This window comes from Acinetobacter yuyunsongii, from assembly GCF_041021915.1.
GTDB lineage: Bacteria > Pseudomonadota > Gammaproteobacteria > Pseudomonadales > Moraxellaceae > Acinetobacter.
This window is the reverse complement of record NZ_CP157435.1, coordinates 803,201-827,945: the sequence shown is the minus strand read 5'-3', so window position 1 is coordinate 827,945 and position 24,745 is coordinate 803,201. Positions and strand designations below refer to the sequence as shown.

Below are 24,745 nucleotides of genomic sequence, written 5' to 3'. Positions count from 1 at the left end.
GAAAGTTTCTAAGCAATCTCCGCTGGGAAAGTAATCACTTGATCAATTTTCATCTTATTCATCGCAACCATCAGTAAACGATCAATTCCAAGTGCAATCCCTGAGCATTCTGGCATGTGGGGTAAAGCTGCTAACAAGTGTTGATCCGTTGGAATGACGGGTAATCCTTGTTGAGCACGTTCGATATTATCGGCGTCAAAACGTTCAGATAAAACTTTGGCATCTAAAAGCTCATCATAGGCATTGGCAAGCTCTAAACCCTCAATGTATACCTCGAAGCGTGCTGCGACTAATTCACCATCCTCATCTGTTTTCACCTTAGCCAACGATGCCATTTCAGGCGGAAAATCAGTTAAAAATACAGGTGCATCAAAGCCTAAACTTGGTTCAACGAAATGCGAAAACAATAAATCCATATAACCCAAGCGATCATTTCCTAAATCAAGATTGAGTCCTACACGATTAGCAGTTTCTTTAAGTTGCTTTAAATTCGCTTGTAAAGGATTAATACCTAAACGATCTTGAAAAGCATGCTTATAACTCAAAATATACGGACGGACTTCACCAAAACGATGTGCCAAACACACTTCTAGTAAATCTGCTGTTTCATGCATTAAACCTTTTAAATCTAAACCAGGTCGATACCATTCCAGCATGGTAAATTCACTATTATGCTTACGCCCATGCTCATCATCACGGAATACTTTACAGATTTGATAAATTGCTCCACTACCACTGGCCAATAAACGTTTCATTGGAAATTCAGGTGAAGTCTGTAAGTACTGAGTATTTAATTTGCCATGAATATGACGTTGTACTTGTACAGATGCCAAATGAACATCGGTTACAGCAGCTTGAGACAAAACAGGTGTTTCAACCTCTAATACCTTACGCTCAGCAAAAAACTGACGAATCTTTTGATACATCTCTGCACGTGCTTTTAATGCCTCAATAGAACAAGTCGGTTGATAGGATTTCATATCTTGGCTCATGCTTTTGGTCCACCGTGTGCCGCCCATTCACGGCGTAAAGGATAATTTTTACGAAGTAAATCAAATGCTTTTTGTTCAACTTTAGCATTTTGAACACAAGCTCTTAATTGTTTATCATCTTCAGCAATATCGTAAATCTGAGTAAGATGTTGTTTAAGCACAGCTTTTAAATCCTGCTGCCCGAAATATTGTTCCACCTGAGGCAATTGACTCTCAAAACGCTTTGAGGCTTCATAAGAAAATTTATCGCAAAATGCCTCATAAATCATCTGCGTTCCTCTCGCTTTGCCTTCAAGGCTATACCCTGCAATATGCGGGGTGGCTAAAGCCAATAAATTCAGCAATTGCGCTGGAATCTCTGGTTCAAACTCAAAGACATCCAAGACAACTTTACGGTTGTTTTTTTTAATATCGTTCATCAATGCAGATTGTTGAATCACTGGACCACGCGCACTATTAATCAAAATTGCGGATGCTTTCATTGCAGCAAATGAAGCATCGTTGAACAAATGTTGTGTTGGATAATCACCAGCTAAGGTTAAGGGGACATGAATTGAAATCGCATCAGCCTGTTTTAATAACTCATGAAAAGAAACATTTTCAATATGACTTAATTGCACATAAGGGTCATAGCCAATCACATTCCAACCCAACAATTGAGCCATCACTGCGAGTCGACTCCCTACATTGCCTAAGCCAACAATTGCTAATGTAAAAGCTTTCTCTTGTTCTAATAAGTCGATATTCAAATGCAATAAAGCAGTAATCACATATTCAGCAACGGCTTGCGCATTGCAGCCCGCAGCATTACTCCATGCAATATGCTGCTGTTCCAAAGCTTGAATATCAAGATGATCTGTACCAATTGTCGCACTGCCCACAAATTGAAGCTTGGTCTGATCAATTAAGGCATGATTCACTTTAGTCACCGAGCGAACCAAAAGTGCATCGGCATCTTGGACATCATTATGAGTCAATGTGCGCCCTGCTTTATGCTGTATTTCAGCAAAATCTGCAAAAAAATAATCGGTAAATGCCAAATTTTCATCTGCGATAATTTTCATGCAATTCTTTCCATCGATTTGTATGTGCTTATTATCCTTAGCGCAAAGGAAATTGACAAATCAAATCTGAAAGTTCCAGTTAAAATGTCGAGAAACACTACATTTTTGATGCAATCATGCGACTTATTGCCAATCCTCTGTCTTACTTTTAATTTTATAATAGTAGTGTTTTCTTCATAAGCAGTTTTATTATGACGCCTTACTCTCCCTACAAAGGCAAAAGTGGTATCAAACGTATTTTTAATGCAACAGGCTATTCCCTTGCAGGGTTTAAAGCTGCATTTAGCCATGAAGCCGCTTTTAGACAAGTCCTTTTGCTTAATTTAATTTTGATCCCAATCAGTTTTTCTGTTGATGTCTCAGCCCTAGAACAAGCACTCATGGTGGCTGTTTGTTTGCTTGCAATTATTGTTGAACTATTTAATTCAGCAATTGAAGCTGTAGTTGATCGTATTTCTTTAGAAAAACACCAACTTTCTAAAAATGCAAAAGACATGGGCAGTGCTGCTCAATTTGTTTCTCTTGCGATTATATTTTTTACATGGATGATTATTTTATTTCGATAAGTCATTATAAATTCTAAATAAAAAATCCCTGCATTAGCAGGGATTTTTTTAATCTAGGAAGAAGATGTAATTACATCATTCCGCCCATACCACCCATACCGCCCATATCTGGACCAGCTGGTTTGTCTTCTGGAATGTCAGTAATCATGCATTCAGTTGTCAACATTAAACCAGCAACAGAAGCTGCGTGCTCAAGTGCAGAACGCGTTACTTTCGCTGGGTCTAGAATACCCATTTCCAACATATCGCCATATTCACCAGTTGCAGCGTTATAGCCAAAGTTACCTTCACCCGCTTTAACTGCATTGATGACAACTGATGGCTCATCACCAGCATTCGAAACGATTTGACGAAGTGGCGCTTCAATCGCACGGCGTAAAATGTTGATACCCGCAGTTTGATCTTCGTTTGCACCTTTTAAGCCATCCAATACGTTTACAGCACGTACCAGTGCAACACCACCACCTGCTACAACACCTTCTTCAACTGCTGCACGAGTTGCATGAAGTGCATCGTCAACACGATCTTTCTTCTCTTTCATTTCAACTTCGGTTGCTGCACCAATTTTGATAACTGCAACACCGCCAGCTAATTTAGCAACGCGTTCCTGAAGTTTTTCTTTGTCGTATTCAGAAGTAGACTCTTCGATTTGAGCACGGATTTGCTGTACACGCTCAGCGATTTGCTCAGCATTACCCGCACCATCAACAATCACTGTATTTTCTTTAGATACAGTAATTTTGTGTGCAGTACCCAAATCTTGAAGAGAAGCTTGCTCTAAAGACATGCCGACTTCTTCAGAAATTACAGTCGCGCCAGTCAAGATCGCGATGTCTTGAAGCATTGCTTTACGACGGTCACCAAAACCAGGTGCTTTAACCGCACATACTTTGATAATACCGCGCATGTTGTTCACAACAAGTGTAGCAAGCGCTTCACCTTCAACATCTTCTGCAATGATGAGAAGTGGTTTACCTGTTTTAGCAACCGCTTCTAATACGGTAATCAATTCACGGATATTGCTGATTTTTTTATCAACAAGAAGAATGAACGGATTTTCAAGTTCAGCAGTTAAAGTATCTTGCTTGTTCGCGAAGTATGGAGAGATATAACCACGGTCGAACTGCATACCTTCTACAACGTCTAAAGCATCTTCGAAGCCAGAACCTTCTTCTACAGTGATCACACCCTCTTTACCTACTTTTTCCATTGCTTGCGCGATCAATTTACCCACAGTGGTGTCAGAGTTTGCAGAGATTGAACCCACTTGTTCAATTGCTTTGAAATCATCAGCAGGTTTTGCATTGGTGCGGATATTTTCAACAACCGTTTTTACTGCGATATCGATACCACGTTTTAAATCCATTGGGTTCATACCTGCAGTTACAGATTTGATCCCTTCATTTAAAATTGCTTGAGCAAGTACAGTTGCCGTTGTTGTACCGTCACCCGCGATGTCGTTGGTTTTAGAAGAAACTTCACGAACAAGTTGAGCACCCATGTTTTCAAACTTGTCTTTTAAAGAAATTTCTTTCGCAACTGTTACACCATCTTTAGTGATGTGTGGTGCACCGAAAGAACGGTCAATGACAACGTTACGGCCTTTAGGACCTAAAGTTACTTTTACCGCATCTGCAAGAACGTTTACGCCTGCAATCATTTTTGAGCGAGCTGAATCACCAAATTTTACGTCTTTAGCTGACATATTAAACTCCGAATCTTTTTAAATACTTAATCTGATAATAAATGTGAGTTATGTGTCGATTAGCCTTCAAGCACAGCCAAGATATCTGACTCTTTCATAATCAAGAGTTCTTCACCATTTACTTTTACAGTTGTGCCCGCATAAGTACCAAACAATACTTTGTCTCCAACTTTAACATCCAAAGCACGTACACCATTGTCAGTGATCTGACCATTACCCACTGCAATCACCTCACCCTGAGATGGTTTTTCAGCAGCAGAACCTGGAAGTAAAATACCGCCAGCAGTTTTGGTTTCTTCTTCTACACGACGAATCACAACACGATCATGTAATGGACGAATGTTGCTCATAATTAACTCCATCAGACTTAGTCTTTTTTGATAAATTGTTATGACAAGACAAAAGCGCCATAACAAAATTTGATATGCCACTTTTGTGGGGTTAAAAAAAATGGCTTCAAGGGGTAAAAAGAATTTTTTTTTATAAAAAAGATACCTCAGGTTAAAAAAAACACAAAAAAGAGACCATTGCTGATCTCTTTTTTATCTTGCAGGATTTCTAGATAATAAGTTGCTGATTTGCCAACAACTCATCCAGAGTGGTATGGATCTGGTTTAAGGTTACAAGTTGAACCTGTGGATAGCCATTTGCACCGCCATCACGGTCAATACTGATCACGGTATTGTCCCCATCCTGACTCACATTGATAAAGCCAGACAAGGACTCGGCTGAACCATCACCCGCATAATCGGTTAATAACTCACTCAGATCAATTTTATCTGCCTGTGAATCTTCCTGCACATTGCCAACATGGAAATCCTGCCAGCTATCGACCAACCCATCACTATAGTTCAAGAGGTTATAGATGACCGTATCCGAACCTGCGCCGCCAAAGAAAGTATCGTGCCCACCACGCCCATCCAGAATGTTATCTCCTGTATTACCTGTGATGACATTATCCAGCCCATTGCCTGTAGCACTTAAATTCGCACTACCAACCAGTTCTAAATCCTCAACATAACGCCCACTTTCCAAATAAGACTCAGCACTGGTTGGATCATTAACTGAATCATAGTGGTCTACCAGGCTATAACTGACAGAGCTAATAATCTTGTCATGGCCACCAAAGTCTACATCTCGATAGCCCTGATCAACCAGTTGGTTTTCCCAATAACCGCCTTCAACCCACACATCTTCATAGGTCTCATAGTGTTCAACAATATATTCCTGAACAAAATCATAAGCATGATCCACCTGATAGATATTATCGGTATTATCTCCCCTAAACTGGTCTACGGTAATATGCGGAATTTCCGTCTGGTTCACCGTCACAGTCGGACTATGGTTTCCTGCACGATCCACCACAGTCACATCAAATGAAGTGGCATTGTCATACATATAGATTTCAAAAGTCCCCTCATTCACTGCTGTTTCACTATTGGTATAAGGTTCCTGATCTGCAAAATAATAGGTCACTTCGACTGTGGCATTGGTTTCAGCATGGCCCGTCAGATAACCCCACTCATTTATTGCAAGTTGCGTTGCTGCATCTGGTGCTGTCGTATCATTCGTCGCAACAATAGTACTATCTGGACTTTCATTTTGATTGCCATCAACCACTTTTACAGTCAAGGTTTCACCATGCCAGTATGAATACCATAAATAGGTCGTGAACGTTCCATTAGCATCTACTGTGGTCTGTCCAACCTGATTATTGTCAGCATCAAAAATCTTAACGGTTAAATAAGCTTCAGCCAGCCCTGAAAGTATTTGTCCATTTTCCAATACGAGTTCTGTTGCCGCTTCAGGCACAACATTATCTATTGGTGCAGTAATTTCGGTATAGGCGCTTTGGTATCCATTTTCCTCCACAACAACACGTAGGACTTCACCATTTGCCTGAGGTAGATATAACTGAATATTAAAGTGTCCAAACTCATCCACCGTACCACTACCAATCGCATTGCTTTGTGTATTCACAATACGGACGTAGCCATTTGGTACTGCATCGCCCTCAATAAAGAAGCCATTTTCAGACACCACTACATTTTCGGCTGGATTCGGTGCATTGCTATCCGCATTAAAACTAATGCTGAATGGGTTGCTCACGTTTTTTGCTAAATCCGTGGCGGTAATAAAGAGCTGTTCACCACGCAAGATTTGTGGATAGACACTGAGATTGAAATAACCTGTCTCATCGACTTGGTATTCGCCTCGAAGATCACCATCCGCATCCACAATCTTAATGGTTGATTTAGGTTCTGTTTGTCCAGCAACGGAATAGCCATCCTCACTGATCACGACATTTTCAACAACAGGAAGAATATTGTCCAAAGGTGCAACGATTTCAGTAATTGGGCTATATTGATTTGTAGAGGAGTCAAAAACACGGATCTGTAATGTCTGCCCCTGTAGATAATAGTCATTTAACTGAATACTGAATGTGCCGTCCTCATTAACCAGTGTATTCCACCAACCACTATCGACACGTTCACCAGCCGCATTGGTCACCACAATATAGAAACCAGCCGTTGCCATACCTGTCAGAACATGCCCTTCGGCATCAAGCACCAAGTCAATCGCCGCCGCTGGTGTATCCACCAATGCAGGCAAAATCTTGTAGACAGGATCACTGCGATTTCCAGCGGCATCTTTCACCACAATACTTAACTCTTGTGACTGGTATTGGCTCAGGTTAATCCCTTGACCAAATGAACCATTATAATTCACATAGGTTGATGTGATAACTGCCCCATATTTGTCAATAATTTCAACAATTGCATTCGGCTCAGCTTCCCCAGAAATCCATCCTTCAGGTGTAACCGTGACATTTTCAGCGGCTAGAGGCGCAATGTCATCATTTAATGTAATAGCGGTTACTGGATTACTTTCATTTTCCGCACGGTCAACCACAATAAAGGTGAGCTCCTGACCATCCAGAAATACCTGATTAAAAGAACCATAAACATTACCATCACTATCAGTATACCCCTGTCCAACCTGATTGCCCTGATACAACACCTTAATAGTGCTATTTGCTTCAGCAATTGCGGTGAAATTCCAGCCGTTTTCATTGAAAATAATATGACTGACATCCAGTGGGTCGGGTTTAAGCTCATCAATTGGGGCATCAATTGTTGCCACTTCACTGATATTACCAGCACGGTCAGTAACAGTAACCTTTAAAGTTTCACCATGTAGATAGTAGTCATTTAAATAGATTCTAAATGTGCCATCTATTTGAACAGTGTTATTTATCCACGATGCATTGAGTGAGTTTCCATTGGCATCAGTCACCTGAATGGTTGCGTACGGCTCCGCTTTGCCAAGCAGAATAGAACCAAAACCACCCTCAATCAGTTCAAGATCAGTCGCAACCGCTGGAGCATCACGGTCAGTCAGGGTATTTTGATTAACTGTGTCACTTTCATTCTGCGCACGGTCAACAACGATAAATGAAAGTTCCTGCCCATCCAGAAATACCTCATAGAAATAACCAGATACCTTGCCCTCACTATCTGTGTAACCACTGCCAACTTCATTACCCTGATAAAACACTTTCACCGTACTATTGGCTTCGGCTGTTGCAGTGAAGTTACGCCCATCCTCATTAAACTCAATATTTTGGATTGGTTCAGGATTAGTATTATCCAACGGCGCAACAATCGTGGCTTTTTCGCTGACCAAACCAGCACGGTCAGTGACAGTGACAGTTAAGGTTTGCCCTTTTAGATAGTACTGGTTGAAATAAATCTCAAATGTGCCATCAGCCTTGACATTGTTGTTCCATTGATAGACGAGGTTATCATCCTGATCATAAACTTGAATGGTGGCATTCGGTTCGGCTATACCTGTTAAGACTGAACCGCCATTCTCTTCGATCAAGACAAGATTTGTTGCTGGATCTGGTATAGAGTCATCATTTATCGCATTCAGTGGCACTTCAGCACTTTGGTTTCCAGCACGGTCAAATACGATAAATGTAAGTAACTGGCCATCTAGATAAACATGATCAAACCAGCCTGAAACATTCCCCTCACTGTCCGCATATCCAGTACCGACCTGGTTGTTACTCGTATCGTAAACCTTAACCGTACTATTGACCTCGGCCTGAGCTGTAAAGTTCAGACCATTTTCATCAAAAACAACCTCATCAATCGGTTCAGGATTCGTATTGTCTGTTGGCGCAACAATCGTTGCACTTTCACTGACATTATTGGCAGCATCCGTCACTGTTACCGTTAAGGTTTGTCCTTTTAAATAATACTGGTTCAAATAAATGGTAAATGTGCCATCAGCATTAACATTGTTGTTCCATTGATGGACGAGGTTATTATCCTGATCATAAATTTTAATGATGGCATGAGGTTCCGCTTTACCTGTTAAAACCGAACCACTACCACTCTCACTAAGTTTAAGCTCTGTCGCAGCTTCAGGTCGGGTCACATCACCCAATGCAACTACATTCGCTTCATCACTCTCGTTTCCTGCACGATCACGCAATACAACCGTGAATTCTTCATTATCAACATAGGATTGGTTGAGTTGCAGACTAAATTCACCATTAGCATAGCTTTCAGTAGTTCCAACCAATAACCCATTTTGATCAAATACATTTACCTTTAAACCAGCAGCTTCGGTCAAGCCTGTTAAAGTCCAGCCATCTTCACTGATGAATAAATCGGTTGCGATTTGAGGCTTCAAGGTATCCACCACAACCGTTTCAATAGCTGTCTCTACAATATTGCCCGCAACATCGGTTTCAATCGCCTTAAACTGATACGTTCCATCTGCCAGATTTGTCTGTTGTGCTGTGGTGGTTATCCATGTCAATCCACCATCTGTAGAAACCTCATAATGATCAGTAATCGCAGCTTCTTCTCCAATTACGATTGGATGTAAGGATTGCAAATCAAAGCTGTTGTCTTGAGTAATTCGGTCAATTGCTGACGCACCAGTATCATTCAAATTGCTAAATGTTAAGGTTCCTGCAACAGGTGATGTATTATCCACAACAACAATTGGAGACAGGGTCTCTGCACTATTACCTGCCTTGTCAGTTACAATCGCCTTAAATTGATAACGGCCATCAACCAAATTGCTTTGTGCAATATCAGTATTAACCCACACACCATTATCTTTAGAGACCTGATAAACGACCGTTGTTCCTGCTTCCTGTCCCGTTAAACTTAGGTCAAAGGCTTGGTCTTTGGTGATGTAATCTGTAGCCGAAATACCTGTATCATTGAAATTTGCGAAAACTAATGTTCCAGTTACGGGTGCAGTATTATCTACAGTGATTATTGGAGATAAGGCTTCTGCACTGTTCCCTGCAACATCGGTCACAACCGCCTTAAACTGATACACGCCATCCGTCAGGTTGGTTTGGCTTGCTGTCGTTGTTGTCCATGCTCCATCATCTTTGGATACCTGATAGACAACTGTAGTTTCAGCTTCTTGTCCTGTTAAAGTGAGATCAAAAGCCTTGTCCTGTGTAATCAGGTCATTAGATGACGAGCCTGTATCGGTTAAATTGCTAAATGAAAGCACCCCTGCAACTGGTGCCGTATTATCAACGGTTACTTTGGCAGATAGTACCTCTGCACTGTTTCCTGCAACATCGGTCACAACTGCCTTAAACTGATACACGCCATCCGTCAGGTTGGTTTGGTTTGCTGTCGTTGTTGTCCATGCTCCATCATCTTTAGACACCTGATAGACAACTGTAGTTCCAGCTTCTTGTCCTGTTAAAGTGAGATCAAAAGCCTTGTCCTGTGTAATCAGGTCATTAGATGACGAGCCTGTATCGGTTAAATTGCTAAATGAAAGCACCCCTGCAACTGGTGCCGTATTATCAACGGTTACTTTGGCAGATAGTACCTCTGCACTGTTTCCTGCAACATCGGTCACAACTGCCTTAAACTGATACACGCCATCCGTCAGGTTGGTTTGGTTTGCTGTCGTTGTTGTCCATGCTCCATCATCTTTAGACACCTGATAGACAACTGTAGTTCCAGCTTCTTGTCCTGTTAAAGTGAGATCAAAAGCCTTGTCCTGTGTAATCAGGTCATTAGATGACGAGCCTGTATCGGTTAAATTGCTAAATGAAAGCACCCCTGCAACTGGTGCCGTATTATCAACGGTTACTTTGGCAGATAGTACCTCTGCACTGTTTCCTGCAACATCGGTCACAACTGCCTTAAACTGATACACGCCATCCGTCAGGTTGGTTTGGCTTGCTGTCGTTGTTGTCCATGCTCCATCATCTTTGGATACCTGATAGACAACTGTAGTTTCAGCTTCTTGTCCTGTTAAAGTGAGATCAAAAGCCTTGTCCTGTGTAATCAGGTCATTAGATGACGAGCCTGTATCGGTTAAATTGCTAAATGAAAGCACCCCTGCAACTGGTGCCGTATTATCAACGGTTACTTTGGCAGATAGTACCTCTGCACTGTTTCCTGCAACATCGGTCACAACTGCCTTAAACTGATACACGCCATCCGTCAGGTTGGTTTGGTTTGCTGTCGTTGTTGTCCATGCTCCATCATCTTTAGACACCTGATAGACAACTGTAGTTCCAGCTTCTTGTCCTGTTAAAGTGAGATCAAAAGCCTTGTCCTGTGTAATCAGGTCATTAGATGACGAGCCTGTATCGGTTAAATTGCTAAATGAAAGCACCCCTGCAACTGGTGCCGTATTATCAACGGTTACTTTGGCAGATAGTACCTCTGCACTGTTTCCTGCAACATCGGTCACAACTGCCTTAAACTGATACACGCCATCCGTCAGGTTGGTTTGGTTTGCTGTCGTTGTTGTCCATGCTCCATCATCTTTAGACACCTGATAGACAACTGTAGTTCCAGCTTCTTGTCCTGTTAAAGTGAGATCAAAAGCCTTGTCCTGTGTAATCAGGTCATTAGATGACGAGCCTGTATCGGTTAAATTGCTAAATGAAAGCACCCCTGCAACTGGTGCCGTATTATCAACGGTTACTTTGGCAGATAGTACCTCTGCACTGTTTCCTGCAACATCGGTCACAACTGCCTTAAACTGATACACGCCATCCGTCAGGTTGGTTTGGTTTGCTGTCGTTGTTGTCCATGCTCCATCATCTTTAGACACCTGATAGACAACTGTAGTTCCAGCTTCTTGTCCTGTTAAAGTGAGATCAAAAGCCTTGTCCTGTGTAATCAGGTCATTAGATGACGAGCCTGTATCGGTTAAATTGCTAAATGAAAGCACCCCTGCAACTGGTGCCGTATTATCAACGGTTACTTTGGCAGATAGTACCTCTGCACTGTTTCCTGCAACATCGGTCACGATTGCCTTAAACTGGTAGACGCCATCACCTAGATTCTTTTGTGCAGCATCGGTATTTGTCCAGGTCTTACCGCCATCTTTAGAAAGCTGATAAATGACCTCTGTATTGGCTTCCTGTCCTGACAGACTTAATTCAAATGATTTATCCTGAGTGATGCGATCAGTAGAAGATAAACCCGTATCAATTAAATTCGTAAATGACAACGTTCCTGCAATGGGTGGCGTTGTATCTCGCGGTGGTTCTGCTTTATCCTCGCCCCCCCCACTTCCTGCTGCCGCAGCAACTGCTCCAACCCCAGCAATCCCACCTGCAACCAAGGCCCAGGTTGGAATTGTCATTGCAGCGACAGAACCAGCGGTCGCCACCGTACTTGCAGCAACAATCGCACTCTCTGCTGCAATTGCGCCTGTACCTGATGCAACAGCACCTAAACTATCCGCAGCAACGACAGAACTATCCGAAAGCACCGCACTGGCTGGCACACCATCCAGTACCAGATAATCATCTACAGGTTGCTCTGCAACCTCATCCTCAACAAGTGTTGCCCATAAGCTTTGCCCATCCTGTAAGGGAAGTTGTAGAAGCTCCTGAACAAAGAACCCCTCTAAAACAACTTGCGTACCATCTATTAAATGTACAACCGCGTTATTTCCCACCCGCACAATTGAAGAGACTTGTTCTGGATGAATCTCAAACTTTGCCATTAAGCGCTGATCTAAAGGAATTGCTGTTGATTGCCCAGTTGCTATGACCTCAGATTTAGTTGTTGTTTTATAAATACTTTTATCCACCAAATATATACGTGTCATTTTGTCACCTTTCAGCATGCAGAAATCGCAAAAGTACTTATATTTATTACTTTGTGCGTATGTATATGTTATTTAAAATGATTATTTTTTCCAGTTTTAGAGTTTTCTGATATCTTACAAATGAAGAATTTGGGGGAGCAAAATTTCATCAACTCTCAAAAGATTTTATGTATTTTTTTGTGGAAGTTATATTCCTCAAATGGGGAATAGACTGACCTGTATTAAGAGATTTTTCCAGTTAAAAATCGACTGATAATTTTAAAAAAAATCAACACAATATTCTGATATTTAAAATATTAATATTTTTCAAGCATTCAAAAATCAAGTCTAATATGCTTATTTTTATATCAGTGTACGGAACTCATAATTTAAAGATATTTAATAAGTTATATTTTTCATCTTTGTACACGACAAAAAAAGATAACTCATTGAAATAATGGCATAATACTTGTTTTCTGACGACGAATATGATGACACATTTCAATGAGTTACATCTCATCTTAAACAAATATCTAAAGTGGAACAAGTCACATGTAAAATGTTTTACACTGATTATGCTGGCATTAATTGTAAAACAGACATGCAACCTTTCTTCTGCATCTAAAGCCTTACCCATCACGTGCTTACCACAATCATTTTATCGACGTATACAACGCTTCTTTGCAGATCAGTACTTCGATTATCGTCAAATTTCTCAGTTAATTTTCAATATATTTTCATTCGATAAAGTCCAATTAACTTTGGATAGAACTAACTGGAAATGGGGAAAACGAGATATCAATATCTTGATGTTAGCCATCGTCTATCGTGGAATAGCGATACCTATTGTTTGGACATTGCTCAATAAACGTGGAAATTCAGATACAAAAGAGCGTATTGCTTTGATTCAACGCTTTATCTCCATTTTTGGTAAAGATCGTATTGTGAATGTGTTCGCAGACAGAGAATTTATCGGTGAGAAATGGTTTACATGGTGAATTGAAAATGACATTAACTTCTGTATACGTGTTAAAAAAACTTTATTGTGACCAATCACTTAGCCAAGAATCATAAAATTAGTGATTTATTTCGTCATCTTCAAGTTGGTCAAACTGAATGTCGTAAACGACGTATTTGGGTTGGTCGAGTGAAACTGTATATTAGTGCGCTACGATTAGAAGATGGAGAACTTTTACTTGTTGTTTCTCGTATGTTTAATGCTTCTGCTATTCGTGATTATGCATTACGCTGGGAAATCGAAACCTTATTTAGTTGTCTCAAAGGACGTGGATTCAATCTTGAAAATACTCGTTTAACAGACCCTAGACGAGTCAAGAAATTGATAGCAGTGCTAGCGATCGGTTTCTGTTGGTGCTATTTAACAGGTGAATGGCAACATGATCGAAAAAAAACGATAAAAATAAAGAAGCATGGACGACTTTCAGTAAGTTTATTTCGATACGGTTTGGACTATGTTCAAATGGCTATTCTACGTTTGATTGGTTTTGGAAAAAAAGAAGAATTTAAGAAAGTGCTCGCAATTTTAAGAAAGAAAAAGCCTGATAGGACAAGGGCCCTATGAAATTTGTCGTGTACAAAGTATTTTTTTGAATCCGTCAATGCGTAAGTCCTATAGATAAGCTTTTTTGTCGTTTCTTTAACGAGTGTATGGGTAATTAAGCGGTTTGACTATATAAGTTTTTAAACTTTCCCAAGCGCTCATCAAACCAATAATGCTCAATTGTTCCGTCATCTAAAATCACGTTAAAACTATTTGAAAACCCAAAATGCAAACGATTTGAAGTTGCTGTTCCAGCATGAATATCCAAAATAGGATGGTTGAATCCCAACCGAAAAATTTGATTTAAATCATGAACAGCAACTTTGTGTAGATGCCCATGTAATAAACCAAACAACCCTGTCTCACCCCAACGTTCTAATGCAATTTTAGCAAGCACAGGACAATCCTTATCTCCATGCTCATTTGGGAAGGTATAAAAAGGCTGATGGAATGTGACCAATTTTATTTTATTTGTGGGTGCATTTTTCAGCTTGGTATCCGTTTCATGAATTTGCTCAAGAGAAATATGCCCTCGGGTATGGTATCTCCGACGAATACTATTCATACCAACAATATAAAAATGCTCCGTTTCTAAAGTAGACTCTAAACGGCCAAAAAACGCTTGGTAACGTACAAATGGAGAGAAGAAGCGATTCCAGACATGATAAAGCGGAATATCATGATTACCCGGCACAACAAGATATGGGATATGTAAAGAATCTAAAAACTGACGGCAATCATAAAATTGCTTGAAACGCGCACGCTGGGTTAAATCACCACTGATTACAATTGCCTCTGGGCGTTTTTGTTGGCAAAACAGTTGTATCGCTTGAATACATTTTTCACGTTCAGTACCAAAATGTAGATCAGATAGGTGTAACAACATTTGGAACCATCACTTTCAAGGCTGATTTTTTTACTGAGAATTTTAAAGGTGGTTGCATATCCATTAATTCCCCATCGACTGCAACAGTAAGTTTGGCCTTTTTACAGTCAACCTGTATTTGTTCGGCACAAAAAGAATAGACGTCCGATGCTTGATCGATTTCCCCTTGAACAAGTTTCCATAGCATTTTTAATAAACTGATTCGGTCACTTTTAGCAACAACAACTCCAGCTAACTTGCCTTTTGCAGCACATTCTGCAACTCTTAATTTCATATCCTCTAATTGCAACTGATTATTACCAAAGAATATTAACGGAGTAACTACAGGATATTTTTTCCCATCCACAGTGAGTGCGAGTTTTGATGATTTATGTTCGCGCAGTAACACATCTAACGCCGAAGTATAAGCATGTAATGCAAAGCGCCCTAAATACTGGTTATAAAGTTCACGCTTCTTAATGAATAAAGGATACAAACCTAAACTGGCATTGTTCAAATAAATTTGATCATTAATCGTTGCAACATGAACTTCGCGCGGTTGACCCACTGCGATTACTTCTGCTGCTAGAGCCACATCAATCGGAATATCTAAAGCACGTGCAACATAATTAAACGTACCTAAGGGCATTATTCCCATTGGAATATTGGTATGCATTAACTTTTTTGCTACGGCATTTAATGTACCATCACCACCTGCAGCAACAACTACCCCACGCGCATGTTCCTGTTGATGTCGAGATAAAATATTATTCATCATTTCATCAAAATTCATGTGCGAATTTAATTCAAATACCTGAATTTCAAATCCTTTCTGACTCCAAAAAGCCATAAGAGCTTCATATTGGTCTTCTTGCTGTGCTGCATGAAAGCCAGATTTTTGATTGTAAATTATGGACAAGGGCCGTAAATTCTGAATCATACCTAACAGCCTTAAAGATAAATCACCAGTATTTTTGTTTATAAAATCAACAATTAAAAGTTTGTTTATGTAAATTTTGGATGAGCATTATTCAATTTATCAATAATAATTCTCAAAAAAAATAAACAAATCTATCCAATTGTTTTTAATAATAATTTAAAATAAAAATAATACACATAAAAAAATTACATATAGAACCAAAAAATACTCAATTTACGCAAAAACAATATGTTACCCATAAATATACACTCTTAGATTAAGACTCTATCAAACACGGTAGTCTTATTTTTTTTACGATTTTATGCTTTAATACAGCCACTTTTTTTACTTCATCTATTTTCATTGTCATCCAATGAATAGAATTGTACGTCGTACACACTTTAAAAAGGCATCACCATGACCCAAGTGAACGCACCAGAATTCGTTCGTCACCCTAAGCTTATTGCATGGGTGGAAGAAATTGCAAAATTAACCAAACCAGCAAAAATCGAATGGTGTGACGGAAGCGCGGAAGAATATCAACGTCTGATCGACTTGATGATCGCTAACGGCACCATGCAACAACTTAACCAAGAAAAACATCCTGGTTCTTATCTTGCAAATTCTGACCCTTCTGATGTTGCTCGTGTTGAAGATCGCACATATATCTGCTCTGAAAATCAAGAAGATGCTGGTGCAACAAACAACTGGGTTGCGCCTGCTGAAATGCGTGCGAAATTAAACGGCTTATTTGATGGCGCAATGGAAGGTCGTACCATGTACGTCGTTCCTTTCTCTATGGGTCCTTTAGGAAGCCATATTGCACACATCGGTATCGAATTAACAGATTCACCTTACGTTGCTGTCAGCATGACAAAAATGGCGCGTATGGGTAAAGCAGTTTATGACGTATTAGGTACAGATGGTGAGTTTATCCCATGTGTTCATACGGTTGCTGCTCCATTGAAAGATGGTCAAAAAGATGTCGCTTGGCCATGTAACAATGAAAAATACATTGTTCATTACCCAGAAACTCGTGAAATCTGGTCTTACGGTTCTGGTTATGGTGGTAATGCTTTACTTGGTAAAAAATGCCTAGCTTTACGTATTGCTTCTGCAATGGGTCGTGAGCAAGGTTGGTTAGCTGAGCACATGCTTATTTTAGGCGTAACCAATCCACAAGGTGAGAAACACTACATCGCTGCGGCATTCCCTTCTGCGTGTGGTAAAACGAACTTTGCTATGTTGATTCCACCAGCAGGTTATGAAGGTTGGAAGATTGAAACTGTAGGTGACGATATCGCTTGGATCAAACCAGGTGAAGATGGTCGTTTATATGCAATCAATCCAGAAGCAGGTTTCTTCGGTGTTGCACCTGGTACAAATACCAAAACCAACCCGAACTGTATGGCGACATTAACTAAAGATGTTATCTATACGAACGTTGCTGTAACAGATAACGGTGAAATTTGGTGGGAAGGTCTTTCTAAAGAAGTTCCAGCAAACTTAACCAACTGGAAAGGTCAGCCTCACGTTGAAGGTGAAAAAGCGGCTCATCCAAATGCTCGCTTTACAGTTTCAGCTGGTCAATGCCCTTCTATTGATGCTGACTGGGAAAATCCAGCAGGTGTACCAATCTCTGCATTCATCTTCGGTGGTCGTCGTGCAGATACAGTACCTTTAGTAACTGAAGCTTTTGACTGGGTTGATGGCGTTTATAAAGCTGCAACAATGGGTTCAGAAACAACTGCTGCTGCTGTTGGTCAACAAGGTATTGTTCGCCGTGACCCATTTGCAATGCTTCCTTTCGCTGGTTATAACATGGCTGATTACTTCGGTCACTGGTTACAACTTGGTCAAGAAGTTGGCGCTAAAGCAGAAGCTGCTGGTAACAAATTACCAAAAATCTTCAATGTAAACTGGTTCCGTCGTGATGCTGAAGGCAATTTCGTATGGCCTGGTTTCGGTCAAAACATGCGTGTTCTTGAGTGGATTATTGATCGCTGTGAAGGTCGTGCTGAAGCGACTGAAACACCAATCGGTTATGTTCCAACTTACGAACAGTTAAACTGGACTGGTATTGATTTCTCTAAAGAGCAATTCAACACTGTTACAGCTCAAGATAAAGATCAATGGATCAAAGAGCTTGAAAGCCATACTGAGTTATTCACTAAACTTGGTGACCGCTTACCGCAAGCACTTAAAGATCGTCAAAATGAATTATTAGCAGCTGTTAAATCTGCTTAATCACTCTAGTTTTCCTCTTGATTAAAGAGGGGTTCAGGGAGATTTAAAAGGTCACTTCGGTGGCCTTTTTATTTGGCTGATCAAGTAAGGATGCGCAACACATTTATAAGTAGTTATTAAAACAATTGTGGTGCAAAATTAAACACCCCAACCAAAGAAACGCCGCAAACCATCAACGTAGTGACACGTCGAAAATCGAAGATTTTGGTTTCACAACGACTAGAGATATCTTAAATAACAGACCCACCCAACCCTATAACTAATATGCTTATAACAGATATGCTGCCTAACTAAATCAAATAATTTAGGCTAATGAACTGGTATTTTATTATCCTTGTTATTTTTATGATTTAATAATGGTTTTAAGTCAAAATAAATCAATATTATTTTGTTTAATACTTCATTAAATAGGCGTCTTATGCAGCAAGTTTTAGCCTCTTATGTGTCACCTCTGCCGCATAAGAGTAGTTAGGGAGAATGATGAGAAACCAATTTCAAGCTCTACTGCCAATTCTTGGCGTAATTGTCATTATTTTTCAGCTAATGCACATAGGTGGTGATTACCGAGGTCTTGATAGCCCCATTTGGGGATTTTTACTTGGGTTCGGTTTAATCGTTTCACCGTTCACGGCACTTGGTATGTTGCTTGTGTACCTTTTAATGCTGGTGTTTATAGTAGGGTTTCCAATTTTAGGTGCATATATTGGCGCGCAAATTATGGGAAAAGACAGTATTGGGGTTTGGTTAGGGTTAATCGGTGGCGGGATCATCGGATTTAAAATAGCCACGGGTGATTTCTTTGATACCTTAGTATCACCATTACGCAAAGTCGCAGAACAAGATGATAAGGAATAAACATCCCCTAACAATGGGCTCCAAGCGGCGCTCCGCTTCGCTGCGCACTCCTGAGCCCAAGCGTTAGGCTACTAAGGGGAGTCTATGGCTGTTTTGATAGAAGCAATTTCTGTGGTTATTCGCGCAGATTCATTGCTCCGCAAATTCCCCGGCGGATGGGACGGCTTCAAGTCACATCTTCCAAACGAAACCATGTGCGCTGACAACGAGATCGTTCGCGTTGGCTTCATGTCGCTGCAAGATACGGAATCATTCGTCAAGCTACTTACCCACTCTGGCATCACACACCTCCAAGATGGGCACGCCATTGACTTGGCGGTTGCAGATCAAATTCATGGCTTAGCCTCGCACTGTTCATGGCTTGAGTTTGGCCATGCAAATCTCGGCAACAACCCAAAACAACGCATCGCGGTCTGTCGCCTTGTTGGGAGCAACTCCATGCAAGTGGTCACTCCACCTACGTGGAAATTTGACGGCTCCCTGAGTCACTCGTATGGCTTCGCGCCAACAGAGCACAGTGATAAGAGTCTCAAATACCTTCGGCATGAGAATGGGCTAGACGTATATCTCAATACAGTATTGGCCAAGAGGTTTACATTGGTCGCACGGGCGAGACGTAGCCTAACAATTCATTCAAGCCGAAGCCGCTTCGCGGCTTAACTCAGGCGTTAGACAAAAAACTTTTTAAAAACAGTCCAGCTATACGATTTTTTAAGCGGCATGCGGCTCTTGCTGTTTGGATACTAAATAAGTATCCAATTGATTCATTTCAATTTGTGTAAAACTCAAGCCCAATTTGGAACGGCGCCATAAAATATCTTGGCTGGTCGTCGCCCATTCAACCTGACATAAATAATCGACTTCTTTAGCATATAAGCCTTGACCGAAATGCTGCCCAAGTTGCTCAACCGAACTTTTCTCGCCTAAAATATTCCAAATACGTGAACCGTAAGCAGTAGCCCAACGTTTTGCCAATGCTTCAGACGCATCGGTGACTTGTGCACGGATTTCCTGCATCAATTGTTCAACAGAATGCATATTCTCACCGCCAGGCAATGCTTCAGTCGCAGTCCAGCTTCCCCGCATCTCAGGAAAAAATGCCTTGAGCTGTTGCATGGCAGATTCAGCCAATTTACGATATGTTGTTAATTTTCCACCGAATACGGAAAGTAATGGGGCCTGCCCCACCTCACCTTTGGACAAAGCCAAAGTATAGTCACGCGTAATTGCAGAAGGATTATCTGATTCATCATCACAGAGTGGACGTACCCCAGCAAATGTCCAAATAACATCCGCTTGAGTAAGCTGTTTTTTGAAATGTGCATTGCTCACTTCAAGCAAATAGTCTGTTTCTGCTTGAGTAATTTGCACTTGCGCAGGATCACCTTGGTATTCACGATCCGTAGTTCCAATCATGGTGTATTGATCTAAATAAGGAATTGCGAAGACAATACGGCGGTCATCATTTTGCATAATAAATGCTTTATCACCTTCATACAGTTTCGGTACAATGATATGACTACCTTGAATCAAGCGAATACCGTAAGGTGATTTGAGCTCTAAATCTTGTTTGATGAATTTTGCGACCCAAGGGCCAGCAGCATTGACCAGTGCCTTTGCTTTAATTTGGAATTGACAATTTTCATTTTCTAAATCAACAATCCAATACTGCCCATCTCTTCGTGCAGACAAACAACGAGTACGAGTTACAATATCAGCACCCTTTTCACGGGCATGCATCGCATTAAGTACAACCAAACGAGCATCATCAACAGCACAGTCAGAATATTCAAAACCACGTGTTATCGCAGAATTTAAAGGGCTATCTTCTTTAAAATAGACATTATTTGAACCCAATAATTTCTCACGCTTACCTAAATGGTCATAGAAGAACAAACCCGTGCGAATCAACCATGCAGGGCGAAGATGTGGGCGATGCGGCATAATAAAACGCATTGGGCGAATAATATGTGGAGCTTTAGCCAATAGCACTTCACGCTCAGCTAACGCTTCACGTACTAAACGAAATTCTTTGTGTTCTAAATAACGTAAACCACCATGAATGAGCTTACTGCTTGCAGACGAAGTATGATTGGCTAAATCATCTTTTTCACACAAGAATACCGATAAACCTCGTCCTGAAGCATCAGCCGCAATACCAACACCATTGATACCACCACCAATGACCGCAAGGTCATAGATTTTTTCATTTGTCTGAGGAGAAGTTTGCATAGATCACCACAAATTTTTCATTATTTTTCGATAATGAAAATTTAAACATATAAATCGAAAATAAACAATAAAAGATAGATCAAAAAATGCCAATCTATCGACACTTTTAGATAAATGGTAAAATTCGATGGAGAAACTAACAGTTCAGAAACACGGTAACCGCATTTATTTATAAGAAAAATATAGTTTTTATTGAATATATCTTGAGTTAAGTTGATTAACTCAAGAAAAGTAACAATTTTTCGAAAATGAATATTTATTTTGCAACAATCAAACCAACATCTAACTCTCGGATGGTTTTTATAAATTGCTCATTTGGCTGTTGATCAGTAAAAATACAATCCACTTGCTTAAGTGAACCTAATCGAATCATCGCATTACGCCCAAATTTACTGCTATCCGCGGCTAAAAAAACTTGGCGTGCACTTGAAAGAATTTCTTGAGAGACACACACTTCCTGAAAATCAAAATCAAGCAATGTGCCATCTTCTTCAATTCCACTAATCCCGATAAGCGCATAATCTGCTTTAAACTGTTTGAAAAAATCAGCGGTTGCTTGACCAATGACACCACCATCTGGACGAACACGACCACTGGCAATCAGAACTTCAAAATCCTCTTTTGTGCTCAGGGTCTTTGCAACATTCAGGTTATTAGTAATGACTTTTAAGCCCGTGTGATTCAGTAGTGCATGAGCAATCGCTTCGGTTGTGGTGCCAATATTAATAAATAAAGAAGCGTGATTTGGAACGGCAGCAGCAACAGCTTCAGCAATTGTTCTTTTTTGCTCAAGCATATGCCCGACACGCATCGTATATTCTGTATTTTCAACACTTGAATCATGCGCAGCGCCGCCATGATAACGGCGCAAAAGCCCTTCATCCGCTAATTGATTAATATCACGACGAATCGTTTGAGGTGTAACATCGAAATGTTGAGCAAGTTCTTCAATACTAATATAACCACGCTCTCGTACTAATTCGAGGGTTTTTTGTTGGCGTAGTATCAAGCTCATGCTCATCAATCCTGTTTTATTTACGGCATATTATATCCGGCTATTTTAGCTTAATCTTCTGCCCAATCTCGAGTACGTCCGACAGCTTTTAACCAACCTTTATACAATTTTTCAGTTTGATCCTGACTGCATTCAGGTATAAAGGTTCGTTCGATCGACATTCTACTCTTCAATTCATTTAAATCCGACCAGAAACCGACAGCTAAACCAGCCAAAAATGCGGCTCCCATCCCTGTCGTTTCTTTCATTGCTGGACGTTCAACTGAAGTCGAAAGAATATCCGCTTGGAATTGCATCAAGAAGTTATTCGCTGTTACACCACCATCTACGCGGAGTGTCCGCAACTTTTCGCCAGAGTCTTGTTGCATTGCATCTAATACATCGCGTGTTTGATAAGCAATTGACTCTAAGGTCGCACGAATAATATGCTCAATACTCACACCACGTGTAATACCCAAGATCGCACCACGTGCGGTTGGGTCCCAATACGGCGCACCCAAACCTGTAAATGCAGGCACAACATATACGCCATTACTATCTTTCACTTTGGTTGCGTAATATTCAGAATCATACGAATCATTAATCGCTTTGAGTTCGTCACGCAACCATTGCACACATGATCCACCATTAAACACAGCACCTTCTAGAGCGTAATTCACTTCACCTTTTGCACCACATGCAATGGTAGTCAACAAACCATGTTCAGATTGAACTATACGCTTCCCTGTGTTCATCAATAAGAAACAACCCGTCCCATAGGTATTCTTGGCCTGCCCGACTTCTACACACATTTGTCCAAATAATGCAGCTTGTTGATCCCCCGCAATACCTGCAATTGGAATTCCAACTTCCTGACCACTAATGGTATGTGTGTATCCATAGACCTCAGATGAGCTACGCACAGTTGGTAACATTACTTTTGGAATGTTTAAAGCTTCTAAAAGTTTGTCGTCCCATTCCAATGTTTCTATATTAAACAGCATGGTACGTGAAGCATTGGTATAATCTGTCACATGAACTTGACCATTGGTCAATTTCCAAATCAACCACGTATCCACCGTACCAAACAAAAGCTCACCGCGCTCTGCACGCTCACGACTTCCTTCAACATGATCAAGAATCCATTTTATTTTTGTTGCTGAAAAATATGGATCGATGACTAGGCCCGTTACTTTTCGAACATAATCATCCCAACCATCTTGATGTAACTGATTACAAATTTCATTGCTTTGACGGCTTTGCCAAACAATAGCATTATAAATCGGCTTACCAGTTTTCTTATCCCAAATGATCGTGGTTTCACGTTGGTTAGTAATCCCGATTGCAGCAATTTGGTCACTTGAAATACCCGCTTGTGCTAGCGCCTCAACCCAAACTGCACTTTGAGTTGCCCATATTTCCATAGGATCATGCTCAACCCAACCTGGTTGTGGGTAGATTTGCGTGAACTCGCGCTGAGCAATACTAATAACATTTGCATCATGATCCAACACGATTGCTCGTGAACTTGTTGTACCTTGGTCAAACGCAACCACATATTTTTTTTGACTATCTGTAGAGATCATGACACACCTATCCAGACTTGCCTTATAGCAGACCAATAAACTAAATGCCCGTTAAAACGGGCAAAAATACTGCAATAAAGCAACGACTTCTGTATTAAATAAAAAACTTGGCAGATTATATGCAAAATTGTTCGAAAACGAAAATTCTTTCTTTAACTTTGAACCTCAATACGATGAATAGCGCCAATTTCAAAGATTACTCACAATAACAACCTTATTTTATGCCATACTAATTATGGAAATAATAGGATCATAGATATGAAAAAAACCAATTTATTCATTATTGTTACAAGTACACTTGTGATCACTGCATGTCAAAGTACACCACACAAATTTAACGGCGTGACGGGCTATCAAATAGAAAATAAAACAACAACTTCAGCCACGATTGCTTACACCCTTGCAGCACGTACCAATCAAGATTTAGATCAAAAGAAATTACAACATGCATGCAACCAAGTTTTAGGCGTAGGAAAAACTTATAAAATTTCAATACTCAGTGTGAATGAAATTATGAATCCTACACAACAAGAACAATACGGCGTAAAACTTGGAAATAGTCGTGCAACTTTTGGACTTTCTAATTCACCTGATTTCAATAACAGTGAAGGATATGCAACACGCCAAGCACTTGAAGCACGCCCGACTACACTTAAAGTCATTCGCTATACTTGTTCTGAATAAATAATAATCATGGATGCATAAGTTTTTCTTTAGCTTTATACATCCTATATATTTTATATCTTCAAGACATCAAGAATTGATAGGTCTTTATCGAAAACTGACTTTGCAAATGGGTATAAAGGAATGACTTTAATGTTGCGACTTCTTGCAAAAGTAACTAACTCATTTAAAAGTTTTCGACCTAATCCTTGCCCTCGAAATTGATCGTTCAAATCAATGTGATCAATAATTAACAAGTATCCCAGCCCATGTGTAAGCCATTTCACCAGCTACTGTTTCACCGTTGAACAGCTTAAATATCCCATGTTTATTATCATCAACCTGTTGAATATTCATTTTCTTTCCTTTTGAAGATTATTTCTATTT

Annotated in this window: 15 protein-coding genes and 2 pseudogenes; 6 read left to right on the top strand and 11 right to left on the bottom strand. The window is 40.3% G+C overall.

The genetic code is table 11. The features are described 5' to 3' along the window. Positions 1 to 8 precede the first annotated feature (8 nt). Both epmA and ABLB98_RS03970 read right to left on the bottom strand, forming a co-directional pair. Positions 9 to 992, bottom strand: a complete 984-nt coding sequence (gene epmA / locus ABLB98_RS03975; RefSeq protein WP_348883682.1) for an EF-P lysine aminoacylase EpmA — start codon at positions 990 to 992, stop codon at positions 9 to 11. Next, positions 989 to 2,056: a 4-phosphoerythronate dehydrogenase gene (locus ABLB98_RS03970; RefSeq protein WP_348883681.1), complete on the bottom strand. Its 1,068-nt coding sequence runs from the start codon at positions 2,054 to 2,056 to the stop codon at positions 989 to 991. Before ABLB98_RS03970 ends, epmA begins: the two co-directional genes overlap by 4 nt. 191 nt (positions 2,057 to 2,247) lie before the next feature. On the opposite strand from ABLB98_RS03970, the gene ABLB98_RS03965 reads away from it, so the two are divergent. Beyond that, positions 2,248 to 2,622, top strand: a complete 375-nt coding sequence (locus ABLB98_RS03965; RefSeq protein WP_087545482.1) for a diacylglycerol kinase — start codon at positions 2,248 to 2,250, stop codon at positions 2,620 to 2,622. Between the two features lie 70 nt (positions 2,623 to 2,692). Here ABLB98_RS03965 and groL read toward each other — a convergent pair whose 3' ends face one another. The 3 genes from groL to ABLB98_RS03950 all read right to left on the bottom strand — a co-directional run bounded on the left by groL (position 2,693) and on the right by ABLB98_RS03950 (position 12,457). Then, entirely contained in the window at positions 2,693 to 4,327 is a 1,635-nt protein-coding gene (gene groL, locus ABLB98_RS03960) for a chaperonin GroEL (RefSeq protein ID WP_249570369.1), read from the bottom strand. 59 nt (positions 4,328 to 4,386) lie between these two features. Then, complete coding sequence (gene groES, locus ABLB98_RS03955) at positions 4,387 to 4,677, bottom strand: co-chaperone GroES (RefSeq protein WP_000065579.1); 291 nt, start codon at positions 4,675 to 4,677, stop codon at positions 4,387 to 4,389. Between the two features lie 208 nt (positions 4,678 to 4,885). Continuing rightward, positions 4,886 to 12,457: an Ig-like domain-containing protein gene (locus tag ABLB98_RS03950; RefSeq protein WP_369028924.1), complete on the bottom strand. Its 7,572-nt coding sequence runs from the start codon at positions 12,455 to 12,457 to the stop codon at positions 4,886 to 4,888. A 470-nt stretch (positions 12,458 to 12,927) separates the two neighbouring features. Here ABLB98_RS03950 and ABLB98_RS03945 point away from each other — a divergent pair. Further along, positions 12,928 to 14,018: pseudogene (locus tag ABLB98_RS03945) on the top strand (IS4 family transposase). A 94-nt stretch (positions 14,019 to 14,112) separates the two neighbouring features. Here ABLB98_RS03945 and ABLB98_RS03940 read toward each other — a convergent pair. Next, positions 14,113 to 14,883 carry a metallophosphoesterase gene (locus ABLB98_RS03940; protein WP_348883186.1) on the bottom strand — a complete coding sequence of 257 codons (771 nt, stop codon included), beginning with the start codon at positions 14,881 to 14,883 and terminating at the stop codon, positions 14,113 to 14,115. After that, positions 14,864 to 15,802 (bottom strand): diacylglycerol kinase family protein, encoded by a 939-nt coding sequence (locus ABLB98_RS03935; protein ID WP_348883185.1) that lies wholly within the window; start codon positions 15,800 to 15,802, stop codon positions 14,864 to 14,866. Before ABLB98_RS03935 ends, ABLB98_RS03940 begins: the two co-directional genes overlap by 20 nt. 396 nt (positions 15,803 to 16,198) lie before the next feature. On the opposite strand from ABLB98_RS03935, the gene ABLB98_RS03930 reads away from it, so the two are divergent. From ABLB98_RS03930 to ABLB98_RS03920, 3 genes are all read left to right on the top strand, one after another. Continuing rightward, positions 16,199 to 18,028, top strand: a complete 1,830-nt coding sequence (locus ABLB98_RS03930) for a phosphoenolpyruvate carboxykinase (GTP) (protein ID WP_348883184.1) — start codon at positions 16,199 to 16,201, stop codon at positions 18,026 to 18,028. A 477-nt stretch (positions 18,029 to 18,505) separates the two neighbouring features. Beyond that, entirely contained in the window at positions 18,506 to 18,883 is a 378-nt protein-coding gene (locus ABLB98_RS03925) for a hypothetical protein (protein WP_348883183.1), read from the top strand. Between the two features lie 84 nt (positions 18,884 to 18,967). Beyond that, entirely contained in the window at positions 18,968 to 19,543 is a 576-nt protein-coding gene (locus tag ABLB98_RS03920) for a hypothetical protein (protein WP_348883182.1), read from the top strand. A gap of 51 nt (positions 19,544 to 19,594) precedes the next feature. On the opposite strand, the gene glpD is transcribed toward ABLB98_RS03920, so the two are convergent. The 3 genes from glpD to glpK form a co-directional block, all read right to left on the bottom strand. Next, positions 19,595 to 21,115 carry a glycerol-3-phosphate dehydrogenase gene (gene glpD / locus ABLB98_RS03915; protein WP_348883181.1) on the bottom strand — a complete coding sequence of 507 codons (1,521 nt, stop codon included), beginning with the start codon at positions 21,113 to 21,115 and terminating at the stop codon, positions 19,595 to 19,597. A gap of 256 nt (positions 21,116 to 21,371) precedes the next feature. Then, complete coding sequence (locus tag ABLB98_RS03910) at positions 21,372 to 22,130, bottom strand: DeoR/GlpR family DNA-binding transcription regulator (protein ID WP_005158113.1); 759 nt, start codon at positions 22,128 to 22,130, stop codon at positions 21,372 to 21,374. A 50-nt stretch (positions 22,131 to 22,180) separates the two neighbouring features. Further along, positions 22,181 to 23,695, bottom strand: coding sequence for a glycerol kinase GlpK (gene glpK / locus ABLB98_RS03905; RefSeq protein WP_249571600.1), 1,515 nt, complete (start codon positions 23,693 to 23,695; stop codon positions 22,181 to 22,183). 258 nt (positions 23,696 to 23,953) lie between these two features. Between glpK and ABLB98_RS03900 the strand changes: the two genes are divergently transcribed. Further along, positions 23,954 to 24,379, top strand: coding sequence for a hypothetical protein (locus ABLB98_RS03900; RefSeq protein WP_087548097.1), 426 nt, complete (start codon positions 23,954 to 23,956; stop codon positions 24,377 to 24,379). A gap of 53 nt (positions 24,380 to 24,432) precedes the next feature. On the opposite strand, the pseudogene ABLB98_RS03895 reads toward ABLB98_RS03900, so the two are convergent. After that, a pseudogene (locus ABLB98_RS03895) lies at positions 24,433 to 24,715 on the bottom strand (GNAT family N-acetyltransferase). Positions 24,716 to 24,745: the final 30 nt, after the last annotated feature.